Origin of the sequence: Streptomyces sp. NPDC060035, assembly GCF_042736635.1 — a bacterium.
In the GTDB taxonomy this organism is placed as follows: Bacteria; Actinomycetota; Actinomycetes; order Streptomycetales; family Streptomycetaceae; genus Streptomyces.
Genome location: NZ_JBHWVO010000017.1, coordinates 145,996 through 160,955, shown reverse-complemented (window position 1 = coordinate 160,955; position 14,960 = coordinate 145,996). Strand labels below are relative to the sequence as shown.

Below are 14,960 nucleotides of genomic sequence, written 5' to 3'. Positions count from 1 at the left end.
CGTCCGCCCCGGACAGCATCAACATCCGCTGATAGCGCGGGAGTTGCTGTGGCAGACTTCGCAGGCGGAGCGGTTCACCTCATCTGCAACGGAGCTCGTCATGACGACTGGGACGCCTCAGCCCCCGATCGACACCAGCAGGCCCCATTCGGCGCGCGTCTACGACTCGCTCCTCGGCGGCAAGGACAACTACCCCGTGGACCAGGCGGTGGCTGAGCACCTGCCGATCGAGGCGAAGACCGGCGCCATCCAGAACCGGGCGTTCATGAACCGCGCGACGGCCTGGCTGGCCGGTGAGGGCGTCGACCAGTTCCTCGATATCGGCACGGGGATCCCCACCGCGCCGAATCTGCATCAGATAGCCCAGGAGATCAACCCGGCCTCGCGTGTCGTCTACTGTGACAACGACCCGATCGTCCTGCGGCATGCGGAAGCCCTGCTGATCAGCCGTCCGGAGGGGGCGACGGACTACGTCCACGCCGATGTGCGCGAGGCCGGCACGATCATCGAAGCCGCCCACAAGGTCCTGGACTTCGACCGCCCCGTCGCACTCTCGCTCCTGGGCCTCCTCCACTTCCTGCCCGACGACGACGACCCGTACGCCATCGTGCGCACTCTGACGGCCTCGCTGGCGCCGGGCAGCCACGTGGTGCTGTCCCAGGGCGCGTCGGACGTGAACCCCGAGCGGGGCGAGCAGGGCGCGCAGGAGTACCGGAAGGGCGGCATCCGGCTCGCGCTGCGGACCCGCGCCGAGTTCGGGCGCTTCTTCGAGGGCCTGGACCTGGTCGAGCCCGGCCTTGTGACGGCCCCCGAGTGGTACCGCGGGACGCCCGCTCCTCAGCCGGAGCAGAGCGGCCTGTACGTGGCCGTCGCCACCATCCCGTACGTGCCGGCGTCGAAGGGATACCCCCATGACTGACAGCCACCAGCACCCGGCGGCAAGGGTGTTCGACGCCCTCGGGGCCGACTACGAGCGTGCGTTCGCCGACTCGGCTGCGCACCGTGCCTCACTGACGCGGCTGGTCGATCAGCTCGCACCGCACAGCCGGGTCCTCGACGTCGGCAGCGGGACAGGCCTCCCGACCGCCCGGACTCTGGCCGACGCCGGGCACCAGGTGCTGGGGGTCGACGTGTCGCCGGTCATGGTCGATCTGGCCTCCCGCCAGGTGCCCGAGGCGTCCTTCCGTTGCGCCGACATCCGTGAACTCCCCTTGAAGGAGGAGAGTTTCGATGCGGTCTGTGTCTACTTCTCGCTCCTGCAGATGTCACGTGAGGACCAGACCGCTCTGGTCCACCGGCTCGCGGGAGCGCTGCGGCCCGGCGGCCGCATGGTCCTGGCTACGGTGCCGCTGGACGTGCAGGATGTGAGCGTCGTCTTCATGGGACAGCAGGCGCGGGTGAGCAGTTTCGCCCCCGAGGCGTTCGCCGCTCTGGCGGCCGGCGCGGGCCTCTCGGTGGAGTGGGAACAGAACACGGTGTTCACCCCGTCCCACGCCGGGGCAGCACCCGAACCCCACGTGTTCCTGCACTGCCTGCGGAGCTGACGTACGCACGTCGGCCCGCACCGAGGACGGACGAAGCCGAACCGTCGCTCCGGTCAGCGTTCCGGCGGGACCTCCGGCGGCGCGGTGGCCGGCAGCAGCTGTTCCGTCCAGATGACCTTGCCTCCGTCGTCGGTGTAGCGCGTGCCCCACCGCTCCGCCAGCTGCGCCACGAGGAAGAGCCCGCGGCCGCCCTCGTCCATGGTGGCCGCCTGTCGCAGATGGGGCGAGATGCTGCTGCGGTCGGAGACCTCGCAGATCAGGGTGCGCTCACGGACCAGCCTTACGCGGATGGGGCCGGTGGCGTAACGGATGGAGTTGGTGACCAGTTCGCTGAGGATCAGCTCGGTCGTGAACGCCTCCTCGGACAGATCCCACTCCGCCAGCTTGCGGGACACCTCGGCCCGTACGCGGGACACCGCTGCGGGGTCGGAGGGTACCTCCCAGTCGGCCACGTCCTGCGCGGCGAGCCGGCGTGCGCGGCCGACGAGCAGCGCGATGTCGTCGCTGGCACGCGAGGGAACCATGACGCGCAGGACCGCCTCGCAGGTCTCCTCGGGTGTCCGGTCGGCGTAGTCGGCAAGGGTGCCGCGCAGGAGCTCCAGACCTTCGTCGATGTCCCGGGTCCGGTCCTCGACGAGCCCGTCGGTGTAGAGCACCAGCCGGCTGTTCTCCGGCAGCTGTACGTCCAGTGTCTCGAAGGGAAGACCGCCGAGCCCCAGCGGCGGCCCGCCGGGCACCTCGGCGAATGCCGCGACGCCGTCCGGGTGGACGATCACCGGCTGGAGGTGACCGGCCCGCGCCATGGTGCAGCGCCCGGACACCGGATCGTAGATGGCGTAGAGGCAGGTGGCCCCGGTGACTCCTCCTGCCGATTCATCGGCCGTCTCGTCCTGGTCGATCCGGGCCACCAGCTCGTCCAGGTGCCACAGGAGCTCGTCGGGGGGCAGGTCCAGCGTGGAGAAGTTGTGGACCGCGGTGCGCAGCCGTCCCATGGTGGCGGCCGCATGGAGCCCGTGTCCCACGACGTCACCGACGACGAGTGCGACTCGGGCGCCGGGCAGCGGAATGATGTCGAACCAGTCCCCGCCGACCCCGCCGAGGCCGCCGACCCCGGCCTGCGCGGGCAGGTACCGGTAGGCGGCGTCGATGGCGCTCTGGTCGGGGAGGCCGCGTGGCAGCAGGCTGCGCTGCAGGGTGACCGCCACGGTGTGCTCACGCGAGTAGCGGCGGGCGTTGTCGATGCTCACGGCTGCACGGGCGACGAGCTCTTCGGCGACGGACAGGTCCTCCTCCTCGAACCGTTCGGGCCTCTGCGCCCGCCAGAACATGGCCACGCCCAGGATGACGCCGCGGGCACGCAGCGGAACGGCGATCATCGAGTGGAAGCCGCACTCGACGAGCCGCTCGGCCCGTGCGGGATGCTCCTCCTGCCACCCCGACAGGGCCGGCAGATCCGTGTCGATGACCGCCTCGCCCCGGAGCAGGCCGGCACCGACGGCGGTGCTCGGCATGAAGCGGACCACCGAGCCGAGCGGGTAGAGCCCCGTGTCGTGACGGGAACCGCTGAACGCCGTGCGCCGCATGTCGGACACCGTGCGTGCCGCCGTCGGTTCCTCGCCGCGCAGTACGGTCTCCGCCACGTCGACGGTGGCGTAGTCGGCGAACCTGGCCGTGGCGAAATCCGCCAGCTCCTCGCACGTCCGTACGACATCAAGCGCTGTCCCGATCTCCGTACCGGCGTCGTACAGCAGTTTCAGTCTTCCCCGCGCCACGGCGGCCTTGCCCGTGAGTGCCTGCAGTTCTGTGGTGTCGCGCAGTGTGGTCACGCTGCCCGGCGGCCCGCCGTCCTGATCCGTCGACCGCTGGCTGACGGCGAGTATCCGGTTGCCCACCGAGAGAACCTCGTCGGTCGCGATGCGTCCCGAGGCCAGCAGTCCGGTGGTGAGGGGGTCGAGCCCCAGATCGGTGACCTCGCGGCCTTCCACATTCGCCGGAAGGCCGAGCAGACGCCGCGCCTCGTCGTTGGCCAGCAGGAGCCGGCCGTCGCCGCTGACGATGAGTACGCCCTCCCGCACGGCGTGCAGGACGGCGTCGTGGTGTTCGTACATCCGGGTCATCTCGGCCGGGCCGAGGCCGTGGGTCTGACGCCGAAGCCGTCTGCTGACGAGCGCCGTTCCGCCCATGGTGAGGAGCAGAATCCCCGCGGCGGAGCCGAAAAGAAGGGGGAACTGGTTCTCGACGACGCCGCTCACGCGGTCGATCGTGATCCCTGCGGACACCATGCCCACGACTTTGCCGTTCGCACCGAAGACGGGCACCACGGCCTGCACGAGGGGGCCGATCGTCCCGGTGAGCCTCTCGGTGACGACGCGGCCGTTGAGTGCGGGCGTCACATTGCCGACGAACTTTTTTCCGATCCGGTCGGGCAGCGGGTGGGTGTACCGGATCGAGTCGAGGCTCAGCACGACGATGAAATCGACTCCCGAGCCCTTCCGGGCCGCCTCGGCCTTCGGCTGGAGCACAGCGCTCGGGTCCGGGCTCTTCAGAGCCGCTTCCATGCCCGGGGCGTTCGCAAAGGTTTCGGCGACGGCGACGGAGCGGTTGCGAGCTTCCCGTGCGCTGTCGGCCCGGGACTGCAGCACGAGCGCGGCCACGGAGGCAGCGACGAGCAACACCACGATCGCCACCTGCAGGAGAAAGACCTGACCTGCGACGGTCCTCATCTTGAGAAACGAACGCGGGCGGCCGTAGCGTCCGGCCATGGTCCCCTTCTTACACCCTCGGCATGGACCGGGCGAGCCGTGAGCCGCGCGGTACGGCGGCCGGGACCGCCCCGGACCTGCACCCTACGGCTGCCCGGCCGGTGCCGCTGGTCTCCTCGCGGCGCCCCCGTCCTCGCGGGCGAGCCGGTGGGGCCACCACACACGGGGGCCGATGTCCAGAAAGAGGGAGGTGACCAGCACGGACCGTACGACCAAGGTGTCCAGGAGCACGCCCAGGGCGACCGCGAAGCCGATCTCCGCGAAGGCCACGACCGGCAGGGTCCCGAGTGCGGCGAAGGTGCCTGCAAGGACCAGTCCCGCCGAGGTGATCACCGCCCCGGTGGCGGCCAGCCCCGTCAGCACACCGGCCCTGGTGCCCTGGTGCAGGGCCTCCTCGCGGATCCGGGTGGTCAGGAAGATGTTGTAGTCGATGCCGAGTGCCACCAGGAACACGAACACGAAGAGCGGGAAGTCCGTCGTTTCGCCCGCGTAGTCGAAGATGTAGCGGAAGACGAGCGCGCTGATACCGAGGGCGGCGGCGAAGGACAGCACCACGGTCACGATCAGCAGCAGGGGCGCCACCAGGGCGCGCAGCACCAGCGTCAGAACGATCAGCACCACCAGCAGCACAAGAGGAATGATGAGCAGGTTGTCGTGCTTGGTGGCCGCGTCCATGTCGAGCAGCGCCGCGGTGTCACCGCCCACCCGGGCGTCCGCATCAGGCACCGCATGCACCGCGTCACGGACGCGTTCCACGGTCTGCTCGGCCCGCTCGCTGTCCCCGGGATCCGTCATGGTCGCCTCGAAGATCACCCGGCCGTCGTGTTCCGGCCCGGCACCGGGGGGTACGACGAGTGAGCCGGGCACCACACCACGGGTGGCCTCGACCGCGCTTCGTACCTGAGCACTTCGGTCCGCCGCCGCGATGACGACCAGCGGGCTGCCGCTGCCTGCCGGGAAGTACCGGTGCTGGATCTCCTGGCCGACGATGGAGTCGGGCTTGTCGGGGAAGGAGTCGGCATTGCTGAGACCGGCGGCGCGCAGCTGGATCAGGCCCAGGGACAGGGCGGCGAGCACGAGAGCGGTGGCCACCCAGACCCTGCGCGGACGCACGGCGAGCCGCTCTCCCATCCGTGCCCAGAATCCGTGCTCGGTCGGCTCGGCAGTGCCGAAGTGCGGGATGACCGGCCAGAAGACCCACCGGCCGAAGATCACCAGCAGGGCAGGCAGGAGCGTGATCATCGCCATCAGTGCGACGGCCACTCCGATCGCGGCAACCGGACCGAGGCCCCGGGTCGAATTCATCTCGGCGACCAGCAGGACGAGCATGCTCAGCACCACGGTGCCGCTGCTCGCCAGCACTGCGGGCCCGGCGCGGTGCAGCGCACGCGCCATCGCCTCGTGCCGGTCCTCGTGCCGCCGCAGTTCCTCCCGGTAGCGGGCCACGAGGAGCAGGGCGTAGTCCGTTCCCGCGCCGAAGACGAGGACGGTCAGGATGCCCGCGCTCTGCCCATTGACCGTGAGGCCGGCGTGCGCGGCGAGCAGGTAGATGAGGGCCTGCGCGGTGAGCAGTGCGGCGACGACCGCGAGCACGGGCAGCACGAGCAGGGTCGGGCTGCGGTAGGTGATCAGCAGCATGATGATCACCACGGCCAGCGCGGCGAGCAACAGGGTCGAGTCGATGCCCGAGAAGGCGTCGGCGGAGTCCGCGGCAACGCCGCCGGGTCCGGTGATATGGACCGCGAGACCTCCCCCGCTGCTGCCCACGACGTCCCGTACCGAATCGACCGCCGGGCGGATCCGCTCCCATCCCTCCTCGTCCATCGTGATGGGAACGAAGATCTGGGCGGCCGCGGGTTGGTTCCTCCTGTCGTAGAGCGGGCCGCGCGTCTCCGCGCCCCGCACACCGTGTGCGCGCAGCGTCATGAACTGCTGCTTGTCCTCGGCGATCCGGGCGCGGTCGGCCCCGGTCAGGCCGTCCTCCCGGGCGTACACGACGATCGCCGTGATGATCTCGGGCCGGAATTCCTTGGATTCCTCCCAGACCAGGGTGGACTCGGCGCTGCTGGGCAGCCAGGACGTGGCGTCGTTGTCCTGGGCATCCGTGAGCTTCCCGGCGAGCGGCGCCGCGACAACGAGGACGATGAGCCAGAACGCCACGACCAGCCACTTGGTGCGCCGTCCGCAGACCAGCCGGGCCACTCCTTGCCGTCGACGCTGCTGTACGTCCGGCATGCCACTCCCACCGCTTTGTCCTGGTTCCGTGGCGGCGACAGTAGAGCGGTGCCCGGCGGATCGGACGCGCGACATGCCGTACGGCCGTGGCCTGCGCCTCGGTCGGACCACGGTGGAGCGGTTCTACGGGGCGGGACGCCGCCGGGCCGGACGGCCGGTGCAGGAATGCCGGAACCAGCCCGGACTGTGTCGTCAGGGGGTTGGTACCCGGATGGGGAGAGTCGGCCGTGATGGCTTGGGGGACGGGGCGAGTGCGGCACCCGGCCGGCATCGCGGAGCGGGCCCCGCGGTTCGGGACGGGGCGGATTTGGGTTGCGTCTACTCCAGTGCGCGCACGGCCGTTTCGAACACCCGGGGCAGGCGGTGAGCGGCGGGGACGATCAGCCGCGCGATGCGAGGATGCCTCGCTGCCACCAACAGCCCCTGGGTGAGCATGCGGTGACGTCGCGTCAGCCGGGTCCACTGCGCGGGGTAGGCCTCTGGCCGGTCCGCGGTGAGGCATGCGACCGCCGCCGATGCGGTCGCCATGGCCAGTGCGATGCCCTCGCCCGTCAGCGCGTCGACGTAGCCCGCCGCATCACCGACCAGCAGGACCCGTCCGGCCCTTGGGCTGTGCGCGTCCTGGCGCAGGGGCCCCGCGCCGCGCACGGGACCCGCTTCCAGGCCCCGGAGCGCACCGGCCAGGGCGGGAAACGACGACAGGTGCTGTTCGTAGGACAGGCGGTCGCAGCTCAGTACGGCGACACCGACCAGCCGGTCCCCGAGGGGCGTCACATAGGCCTCGCCGTGACGGGACCAGTGGACCTCCACGAAGTCCGTCCATGGCGCGACCCGGTAGTGCCGGCGCAGACCGTAGCGGCGCGGGGCGGACCCGGGGCGGTCGAGCCCGAGTTCGCGGCGCAGCGGGGAGTGCAGTCCGTCGGCGGCGATCAGCCAGCGTGCCGTCAGCCCCGCCGTACTGACGCTGTCGTCGTCCTGCCGGAGCGCCCCGGCTCTGCCCGCGACGATACGTACGCCGAGTTCCACGGCCCGCCGGTGCAGAGCGGCGTGCAGTTCGGTACGTCGCACGCCGAGCCCCGGGTGCTCGCGAAAGGTCGCCTCCGCTCGGTGGGGGCCCTCGACGTACCGGATTCCGCGCAGGTCATGGCCGGCCATGCCGACGCCCAGCGCACGCAGGGCCGCCACGCCGCTGGGCATGATTCCCTCGCCGCAGGCCTTGTCCACGGGAGCGGCGCGTGGTTCCACCACGACGACTTCCCGGCCGGCTCCGGCGGCCCGGATCGCCGCTGCCAGACCCGCCGGGCCGCCCCCCGCCACCAGGACGTCGATCACGCGCGCGCGGCCGCCGGCCGGCCCGAGGCCAGCGCCCGGCCCTCGCACCGGACGCGCACTGCCATGAGCACGGCGTTGAGCACGGTGAAGACCACGGCGGTCACCCACGCGCCGTGGACCAGCGGCAGCGCCAGCCCTTCGGCGGCGACCGCCGCGTAGTTGGGGTGGCGCAGCCATCGGTAGGGCCCGCCCGTCACCAGAGGCAGGTCCGGGACAACGATGACCCGGGTGTTCCACCGGTGTCCGAGCGTGCGGATGCACCACCAGCGCAGCCCCTGTGCCGCAGCCACCACCGCCACCATGGTCCAGCCGAACCACGGCACGAACGGGCGGCCGGCCGACCAGGTTTCGGCGAGGCATCCGGCCAGCAGGGCGGTGTGCAGGGTCACCATCGCCGGGTAGTGTCCGCGCCCGGCTTCGGTACCGCCGCGTGCCAGGCTCCAGCGCGTGTTGCGCAGGGCCACGGCGAGCTCGGCGAGGCGTTCGCCCGCGACGGCCAGCACGAGAACGGTGTACCAGATCATGCGTTCCTCCCGACTACCAACGCAGCAGCACCAGTTCGGAGCAGAATCCGGGACCCATGGCCATCAGCAGACCGGGCGTGCCGGGCTCGGGCCGTCTCTGTTGCATCGTGTCCCGAAGGACGTGCAGGACGGAGGACGACGACAGATTGCCCACCTCGGCCAGCGAGCTCCAGGTGACGTCGAGTGCGCCCTCGGGCAGTGAGAGCACGTCGGAGACGGCTTCCAGCACTTTGGGGCCGCCGGGGTGGCACACCCAGTGGGCGATGTCCTTCGGTTTCAGCCCGTGCTCCTCCAGGAACCCGCGGACGTCGTCGGCGAGATACCGGCGTACGACGTCGGGGACCGCCGGATCGAGCACCACCTTGAAGCCGGAGCTCCTGATGTCCCAGCCCATCACGCGTTCGGTGTCGGGGTACAGACGGCTGCGGGTGTCCACCACCACGGGTCCGTCCGCCGACGCCCGGTGCTCGCCGCCGACAGCGACGACGGCCGCCGCACCGTCGCCGAACAGCGCGGTCGCGACCAGGTTGGCGGGCGTCGAGTCGCCCCGCTGGAAGGTGAGGGAGCAGAGCTCGACCGAGAGCAGCACAGCCACCTGGCCGGGCCGGCCGAGCAGGTAGTCGTGCAGCCGGGCCACACCGGCGGCGCCACCGACGCAGCCCAGGCCGAAGACCGGGAGCCGTTTCACATCGGGCCGCAGACCGAGGCGCCCCACGAGCCGGGCATCGACGGACGGCGCCGCCACTCCTGTGACGGAGGTGAACATCAGCAGATCCACGTCGGCGGGCCGCAGCCCCGCCGTCCGCAACGCCCCGCGCACCGCCTGGGCACCCAGATCGACTGCGGCGCCGATGAACACGTCGTTGGCTGCTCCGAAACCGTCCAGCTCGCCGTAGCGCTCGAGGGGCAGCACCATGTTCCGGGTGCGGACCCGGGCGTTCTCGTGGATCCGGTCCAGGACGCGGCGGTCGCCCCCCGCGGGCAGGCAGGTGCGCGCCACCATGTCGGTGACCGCCCGCTGGGTGTGGCGGTGCGGTGGCAGAACCCCGTGCACGGCTGCGATCCGGGTCATCCTGGCCCCCGCTTCGGAGAGGTCATGGCCCTCATCCTGCCCACAGAACCGGGTGAAACCCCGCACATCAGACGTGCGGCTGGCGTGTTCGCGAGATCCGGAGTACCTACGATCCCCTCGTGGACACCACTGACCGGCCGCAGGTGCTCGACTCCGCGAAGCGTCCGCCCCACCCGGCGGCGGGGCTGGCGCTCTCCTGTCATCCGGGCCCGGTCGCGGCGGTGACCGCCCTTGTCGTCGCACTGTCCGTCAGCTCCGGGCTCGGGGGTGCCCGCTGCGTCCTGATCGGCGGGGCCGTACTGACGGGCCAGCTGTCGGTGGGCTGGTGCAACGACGCCTTCGACGCCCGGCGCGACGTGGCCGCCGGGCGCCGCGGCAAACCGGTGGCCCGGGGCGTGGTGTCTCCGAGCGCCGTGTGGCGGGCGGCGTTCGCCGCATTGCTCCTGTGCACGGCCCTGTCGCTCGCGTGCGGTCCTGTCGCCGGTGCGGTGCACCTCGCCGGGGTCGTGGCGGCGTGGATGTACAACCTGCGGCTCAAAGCGACGGTGTTCTCCTGGCTTCCGTATGTGATCGGATTCGGCAGCCTGCCCGTCCTGGTCGCCCTGAACATGCCCGGTCGCCCCTGGCCCGCGTGGTGGGTCGTGACGGCCGGTTCCCTGCTGGGTGTCGGAGCCCATCTGGGCGATGTGCTCCCGGACATCGATGGGGATCTGAGGGCCGGCATCCGCGGCCTGCCCCAGCGGCTGGGCACCACCCGCACCCGGCTGTTGCTCCCCGTACCCCTGGTGGCGGCGTCGATGGTGCTCGTCCTGGGGCCTGCGGGGCCACCCGGCTGGTGGGGAGCGGTCACCCTGGCGGCGGTGGCGCCGACGGCGTTCGCCGGGCTTGTGCCGTGCCGGTCGTGGCGCAAGGCGGCCCTCGCGGGGGCGGTGGCCGCGGCGTCGGCGGACGTGGTGCTGCTGCTGATGCGGGGCACCGCCATCGCCTGACCGTCCGGCCGGCAGGCACAGTCGGGGCCGCACCCGCGTGGCGTACGGGCCGGAACAGGGCCGCCCGGCCGTTCCGCCACGCGTGGCCCGCCTACTGGCCGGCGAGGCCGGTGTGCGCGATACCGCGCACGATCTGCCGCTGGAAGAGCGCGAAGACGACCAGGAGCGGCAGCCCCGCGATCACGAGCGCCGCCATGATCTGCGCGTACCGCACCCCGAAGGACGACTGGACGTTGACGAGACCGACGGGCAGGGTCATGCCGTTCGGGTCGGTGGTCACGAGGAACGGCCACAGGAAGTTGTTCCAGGTGGAGATGAAGGTGAAGATCGCCACGGCGGCCAGCACGGGCCGGGACAGCGGGATCACGATCGTCCAGAACACCCGCCAGCGCCCGGCGCCGTCGACGAAGGCCGCCTCCTCCAGCTCTCTCGGTACACCTTCGAAGAACTTCACCAGGATGAACACCATGGCGGGCACGGCGACCTGAGGCAGAATCACACCCCAGTAGGTGTCGACGAGGCCGAGTTGCACCATCTCCTGGAACAGCGGCGCGATGAGTACCTGCGGCGGCACCATGATGCCGGCGAGCACCAGCCCGTAGAGCAGTCTGCGTCCGCGGAATTCGGTACGGGTGAATCCGTACGCGGCCATCGCGCAGGTCACGACGGTCAGCACGGTCGTCATGAGGGAGATGTATACCGAGTTCATGAGCCAGCGCATCAGTTCGCCGGATTCCCAGACCTTGGCGTACGCGTCGAACGTGATGCGTGAACCGATCCACTCGAGCGGCGTCCCGGTCGTCTCCCCCTCCGGCTTCAGCGAGGTGGCGACGGCCCAGGCGAGCGGGACGAGCCAGGCCACCGCGAGGACCAGGGCGATGACGAGCAGGACGACCCTGCCGGGTGTCCAGCGCCGGCGGCGGCCCTCGGATCCGCCCAGCTGCTCGCTCGGGTGTACGCGGCGGGTTCTGACGGTGACGGAACCGCTCACTTTGCGGCCTCCTCAGCTCGGCGCCGGGACAGCAACGGCTGCACCAGGGAGACGGTCAGGATCAGGGCGAAGAGGATGTAGGAGACGGCCGAGGCGTAGCCGATGCGGTAACCGGTGAAGCCCTGTTGGTAGACGTACTGCAGGATGGGCCGGGTGGAGTCGTCGGGGCCGCCGCCGGTCATGAGGTAGATCTGATCGAAGATCTTCAGCGAGGCGAGTACCTGGAGGACCACAACGAGTCCCGTGGTACGGCGGAGCATCGGCAGAGTGATGTGCCACAGCTGGTGCCGAGCACCCGCTCCGTCCAGCTCGGCGGCCTCGTACAGATGGGCCGGAACTGCCTGCAGAGCGGCGAGATACAGCAGGAAGTTGAAGCCGACGGTCCACCAGACGGTGGTGGCCACGACGGAGAGCATCGCGTAACGCTCGTCGCTGAGCCATCCGATGCCCGGCTCCAGGCCGACGGCGGCGAGCATCTGGTCGGCGAGGCCGAAGCCGGAGGGAAAGATCATCTGCCCGAAGAGCAGACAGACGACTCCGGACGGCAGGAGGAACGGGGCGAACCAGCTGAGCCTCCACAGCCACTGCACCACGCGCAGCTGATGGGCGAGCAGGGCGAGACCCAGGCCCACCAGGACGAGCGGGACGGTGGACAGGACCGTGAACCAGACGGTGTTCCACAGCGAGGACCACACCTCGGGGTCGCCCACGGCCTCCGCGTAGTTGTCGAGGCCGACGAACTCCCCTCCGGAGCCGGTGATGTTGTCGCTGGTCAGGCTCAGGCCAACGCCGGAGAGCAGCGGCCAGATCAGGAACATGGCGTACACGAGCAGGAACGGGGCGATGAACACCAGGCCGTGTTCGGTCCATTTCCTGTGCACGGAACGGGCCGGACGCCGCCCGGGGACGGTGTCCGTCCGCTTCGTCACGGGTGGCGGTGGCGCCGCGGTGGTGGAGGTCATGACGCGGCTCCCGGAAGGGGGTTGCGGGTGTCGAGGAGAGTTCTCAGGCGGGCCTTGGCCTCGGTCAGAGCGCCGCGCGGACTCCGGGATCCGGTGAGCACACCGGAAAGGACGGCGCCGAGCTCGATCCACATGCGGGAGGCGGAGCCGGCGAACCAGGCGGGCTCGTCCAGCGCCACCTCGTCGATCACGTCGCGGTACTCGGACTGGGGCTTCAGTTCGAGGTACGCCGGATCTTCGAGCACCGGCAGATAGGCAGGCACATGGCCGCCCTCGGCCCACGCGACGGAGTTGCGCAGCATCCAGGCGACGAAGGTGTGCGCCGCCTCGTTGGGCGCGCCGCCGCGGTCGTCCTGATGCGGCAGGACGAACGAGTGGCAGTCGGCCTGTGTGGCGGCACTGCCGAAGAGCGCGGGCACGCGGGTCATGGAGAACGGGAGTCCGGCAGTCCGGAAGGTGGTGATCTCCCATTCGCCATTGAGGTGGAAGGCGGTCTTCCCGCCGTTGAAGATGCCCACGGAGGCGCCGTAGTCGGCGCGGCGCACCATCAGACCCTCCTCGGCGAGGGTTGCCATGTACTCGAGCACGCCCAGAGCCTTGGCATCGTCGAGCGCGAGGCGCTTTCCGTCCTCGGAAAGGACCTTGCCACCGGTCTGCGCGTAGAACGTGGCGAAGAGGCGCCAAGGGGTGATGCAGTCGGGCCCGAGCGTCTCGGTCACCAGGCCCGGCTGTCCGGTCACCTTCTTCGCGGCGCGCAGCGCGTCGGCGAACTCGTCGGCGCCACTGATCGGCTTGAGCCGGCCGCCCGCCATGAGACCTGCCTGCTCGCACACCTCGGTCTGGTAATAGAGGACGAAGGGGTGGGTGTCGAACGGCACCGCGTACTGTTTGCCGCCCACTTGGCCGCGGCGCCAGATCTCCGGCGGGAAGTCCTTTTCCCGCACACCCTGTTCGGCCAGCAGATCGAGATCGAAGGGGTCGATGAGCCTGCCGGGGGCGAACCCGGCGAGCCGTGCGAGATGCAGTACCGCCAGCTCGGGCGCCCTGCCTCCGGCGCCGGCCATGCCGAGCTTCGTGTAGTACGGCGCACCCCACTGCAGAGTTGCGGCCTCCAGGGCTATGTCCGGGTGTCCGGTGCGGAAGTCGTCCAGCATTCCCTGCATGTTGACGCCGTCACCGCCGCCGAACAGATGCCAGAACCGCATCCGGGTCTGCCCCGGCCCGGCTGCGGTGGCGGGCGCGGCGCAGCCGGACAGCGAGCCCAGGGCTCCGGCGGCGGCCAGGGCCCCGATGCCGCCCGCGAGGGCGCGGCGCCGGCTGGGGTGGTGTGGGTGCATGGCGGCTCGTCTCTGAGGGGTACGGGTCGTTCACCACGGGTCGCGTGTTCGGTATGTCGAATCCCGCCCGTCACTTCGGACGGGACCGTAAGCGCGGGGCAACCCGGCGTCAATGACTCGCGCTGAAATTGCGAACGATGTTCGATACCCCGGACAGCGCGTCCTGTTGTCGGACCTGATGCCCCGCACACCGGTCTCCCGCGGTGCGCCGCGACCTTCTGCGGCAGCTCCGGCACGGAGTCGCAACGAGGCGAACCAGGCGTCCCTCCGGTGCGTCCACCCGGTACATGACGAGCGCGTCGTCACGCCGGCCGGAAGACGCAACCTGGCTGGAAGGGGCAGTAGTTGACGGATACGGACAGCACGAACGACAGCGCGGCGGAACGGAACACGGCCGCGGCGACCCGGCCCGGCCCGGCGCGAGATTCCGTCCGGCCGCGGCATCCGTGATCACTGCGCCCGATCCCGGCCGGCGAACGTCTTTCGGAGACCGATGGCCGTACGGTGCACCCTGCCGCGCTCATGGCGTGGGGCCTGGAGCGTGAGGCCGAGGAGGGGTTCGACAGGGCGGCGACGCTGCCTGCGGAACTCCCCTACCCCGAAGGCGCATTCAGGGTCGAACGGGCCCGCAGCGCGAGGACCGGTCCTCCGGGGGCACGGATCGCCGCCACGTGACGGACGCGTCAGCACCCACCGCGGTTAACCGATGGAGCTCCGGCTGCCGGGTGCAGTGAGCCGGGCGAGGCGTTCGGCATCCTCGGGGAATTGTTCGTAGACGCATCGTGCGGGACGGGCCGCGATCCAGCCCGGCCGGGCTTCCCCGGCCGCCCCTGCGCCACTATCGGCCGGGCTGCGGCATCCGGACCACTACGGTGCCACCCTCGAGGTCCACTGTTGTCCGGTTCGGCGGCGCCCCGTCCTCCTCGTCGTCCCGCATCAGCAGTGCCGACTGGCGCCGACTTCGCACCGATCCGGGTGGCTGTCGTCGGCACCGGGCCGGCCGGCATGTACGCCGCCGAGGACCTCCTCCTGCACACCAACGCCGAGGTGACGCTGATCGACCGGCGCGCGCGAACGAGGGCTCGCCCCAGGCGTGGAAGTTCGGTCCGGCAGGGGCCGGCAGGGACGGCCTGTCCGCGAAGTAGGCAGCGTTGATCTCGGCGTACTCCTTCTGGGCCCCGAAGAGGCTGTCCACCGGGATGATCGCGTCGA

The 14,960-nt window shown here is 70.7% G+C and carries 13 protein-coding genes and 1 pseudogene; 5 read left to right on the top strand and 9 right to left on the bottom strand.

Going from position 1 to position 14,960, the window contains the following annotated elements:
* Window positions 1-100: 100 nt before the first annotated feature.
* Together ACFWBQ_RS25640 and ACFWBQ_RS25635 are read left to right on the top strand one after the other, a co-directional pair.
* A complete protein-coding gene (locus tag ACFWBQ_RS25640; RefSeq protein WP_385496632.1) occupies window positions 101-919 on the top strand; it encodes an SAM-dependent methyltransferase in 819 nt (272 codons plus the stop codon).
* Window positions 912-1,544, top strand: coding sequence for a class I SAM-dependent methyltransferase (locus ACFWBQ_RS25635; RefSeq protein WP_385496621.1), 633 nt, complete (start codon window positions 912-914; stop codon window positions 1,542-1,544). Before ACFWBQ_RS25640 ends, ACFWBQ_RS25635 begins: the two co-directional genes overlap by 8 nt.
* A gap of 53 nt (window positions 1,545-1,597) precedes the next feature.
* Here the strand turns inward: ACFWBQ_RS25635 and ACFWBQ_RS25630 are convergent, their stop codons facing one another.
* The 5 genes from ACFWBQ_RS25630 to ACFWBQ_RS25610 all read right to left on the bottom strand — a co-directional run bounded on the left by ACFWBQ_RS25630 (window position 1,598) and on the right by ACFWBQ_RS25610 (window position 9,469).
* Entirely contained in the window at window positions 1,598-4,306 is a 2,709-nt protein-coding gene (locus ACFWBQ_RS25630; protein WP_385496586.1) for a SpoIIE family protein phosphatase, read from the bottom strand.
* An 84-nt stretch (window positions 4,307-4,390) separates the two neighbouring features.
* Complete coding sequence (locus ACFWBQ_RS25625) at window positions 4,391-6,541, bottom strand: MMPL family transporter (RefSeq protein WP_385496558.1); 2,151 nt, start codon at window positions 6,539-6,541, stop codon at window positions 4,391-4,393.
* A 318-nt stretch (window positions 6,542-6,859) separates the two neighbouring features.
* On the bottom strand, window positions 6,860-7,873 hold the full coding sequence (locus ACFWBQ_RS25620; protein ID WP_385496519.1) for an NAD(P)/FAD-dependent oxidoreductase: 1,014 nt from the start codon (window positions 7,871-7,873) through the stop codon (window positions 6,860-6,862).
* Window positions 7,870-8,397, bottom strand: a complete 528-nt coding sequence (locus ACFWBQ_RS25615; RefSeq protein WP_385496514.1) for an isoprenylcysteine carboxyl methyltransferase family protein — start codon at window positions 8,395-8,397, stop codon at window positions 7,870-7,872. Before ACFWBQ_RS25615 ends, ACFWBQ_RS25620 begins: the two co-directional genes overlap by 4 nt.
* A 13-nt stretch (window positions 8,398-8,410) precedes the next feature.
* Complete coding sequence (locus ACFWBQ_RS25610) at window positions 8,411-9,469, bottom strand: type III polyketide synthase (RefSeq protein ID WP_385496500.1); 1,059 nt, start codon at window positions 9,467-9,469, stop codon at window positions 8,411-8,413.
* Between the two features lie 119 nt (window positions 9,470-9,588).
* Between ACFWBQ_RS25610 and ACFWBQ_RS25605 the strand changes: the two genes are divergently transcribed.
* Entirely contained in the window at window positions 9,589-10,458 is an 870-nt protein-coding gene (locus ACFWBQ_RS25605; protein WP_385496499.1) for a UbiA family prenyltransferase, read from the top strand.
* A 91-nt stretch (window positions 10,459-10,549) separates the two neighbouring features.
* On the opposite strand, the gene ACFWBQ_RS25600 is transcribed toward ACFWBQ_RS25605, so the two are convergent.
* From ACFWBQ_RS25600 to ACFWBQ_RS25590, 3 genes are read right to left on the bottom strand one after another with little or no spacing between them, the layout of a single operon-like run.
* Entirely contained in the window at window positions 10,550-11,449 is a 900-nt protein-coding gene (locus ACFWBQ_RS25600) for a carbohydrate ABC transporter permease (protein ID WP_385496498.1), read from the bottom strand.
* Entirely contained in the window at window positions 11,446-12,411 is a 966-nt protein-coding gene (locus tag ACFWBQ_RS25595; protein ID WP_385496497.1) for a carbohydrate ABC transporter permease, read from the bottom strand. The genes ACFWBQ_RS25600 and ACFWBQ_RS25595 overlap by 4 nt, the downstream gene beginning before the upstream one ends.
* The gene (locus ACFWBQ_RS25590) at window positions 12,408-13,748 is read right to left on the bottom strand and encodes an extracellular solute-binding protein (protein WP_385496496.1); all 1,341 of its coding nucleotides are present in this window, start codon (window positions 13,746-13,748) and stop codon (window positions 12,408-12,410) included. The genes ACFWBQ_RS25595 and ACFWBQ_RS25590 overlap by 4 nt, the downstream gene beginning before the upstream one ends.
* A 522-nt stretch (window positions 13,749-14,270) precedes the next feature.
* On the opposite strand from ACFWBQ_RS25590, the gene ACFWBQ_RS25585 reads away from it, so the two are divergent.
* On the top strand, window positions 14,271-14,423 hold the full coding sequence (locus ACFWBQ_RS25585) for a hypothetical protein (RefSeq protein ID WP_385496495.1): 153 nt from the start codon (window positions 14,271-14,273) through the stop codon (window positions 14,421-14,423).
* Between the two features lie 163 nt (window positions 14,424-14,586).
* On the opposite strand, the pseudogene ACFWBQ_RS25580 reads toward ACFWBQ_RS25585, so the two are convergent.
* A pseudogene (locus ACFWBQ_RS25580) lies at window positions 14,587-14,661 on the bottom strand (hypothetical protein); the annotation flags it as partial.
* Window positions 14,662-14,753: 92 nt separating this feature from the next.
* On the opposite strand from ACFWBQ_RS25580, the gene ACFWBQ_RS25575 reads away from it, so the two are divergent.
* Window positions 14,754-14,903, top strand: a complete 150-nt coding sequence (locus ACFWBQ_RS25575; RefSeq protein WP_385497027.1) for a hypothetical protein — start codon at window positions 14,754-14,756, stop codon at window positions 14,901-14,903.
* Window positions 14,904-14,960: the final 57 nt, after the last annotated feature.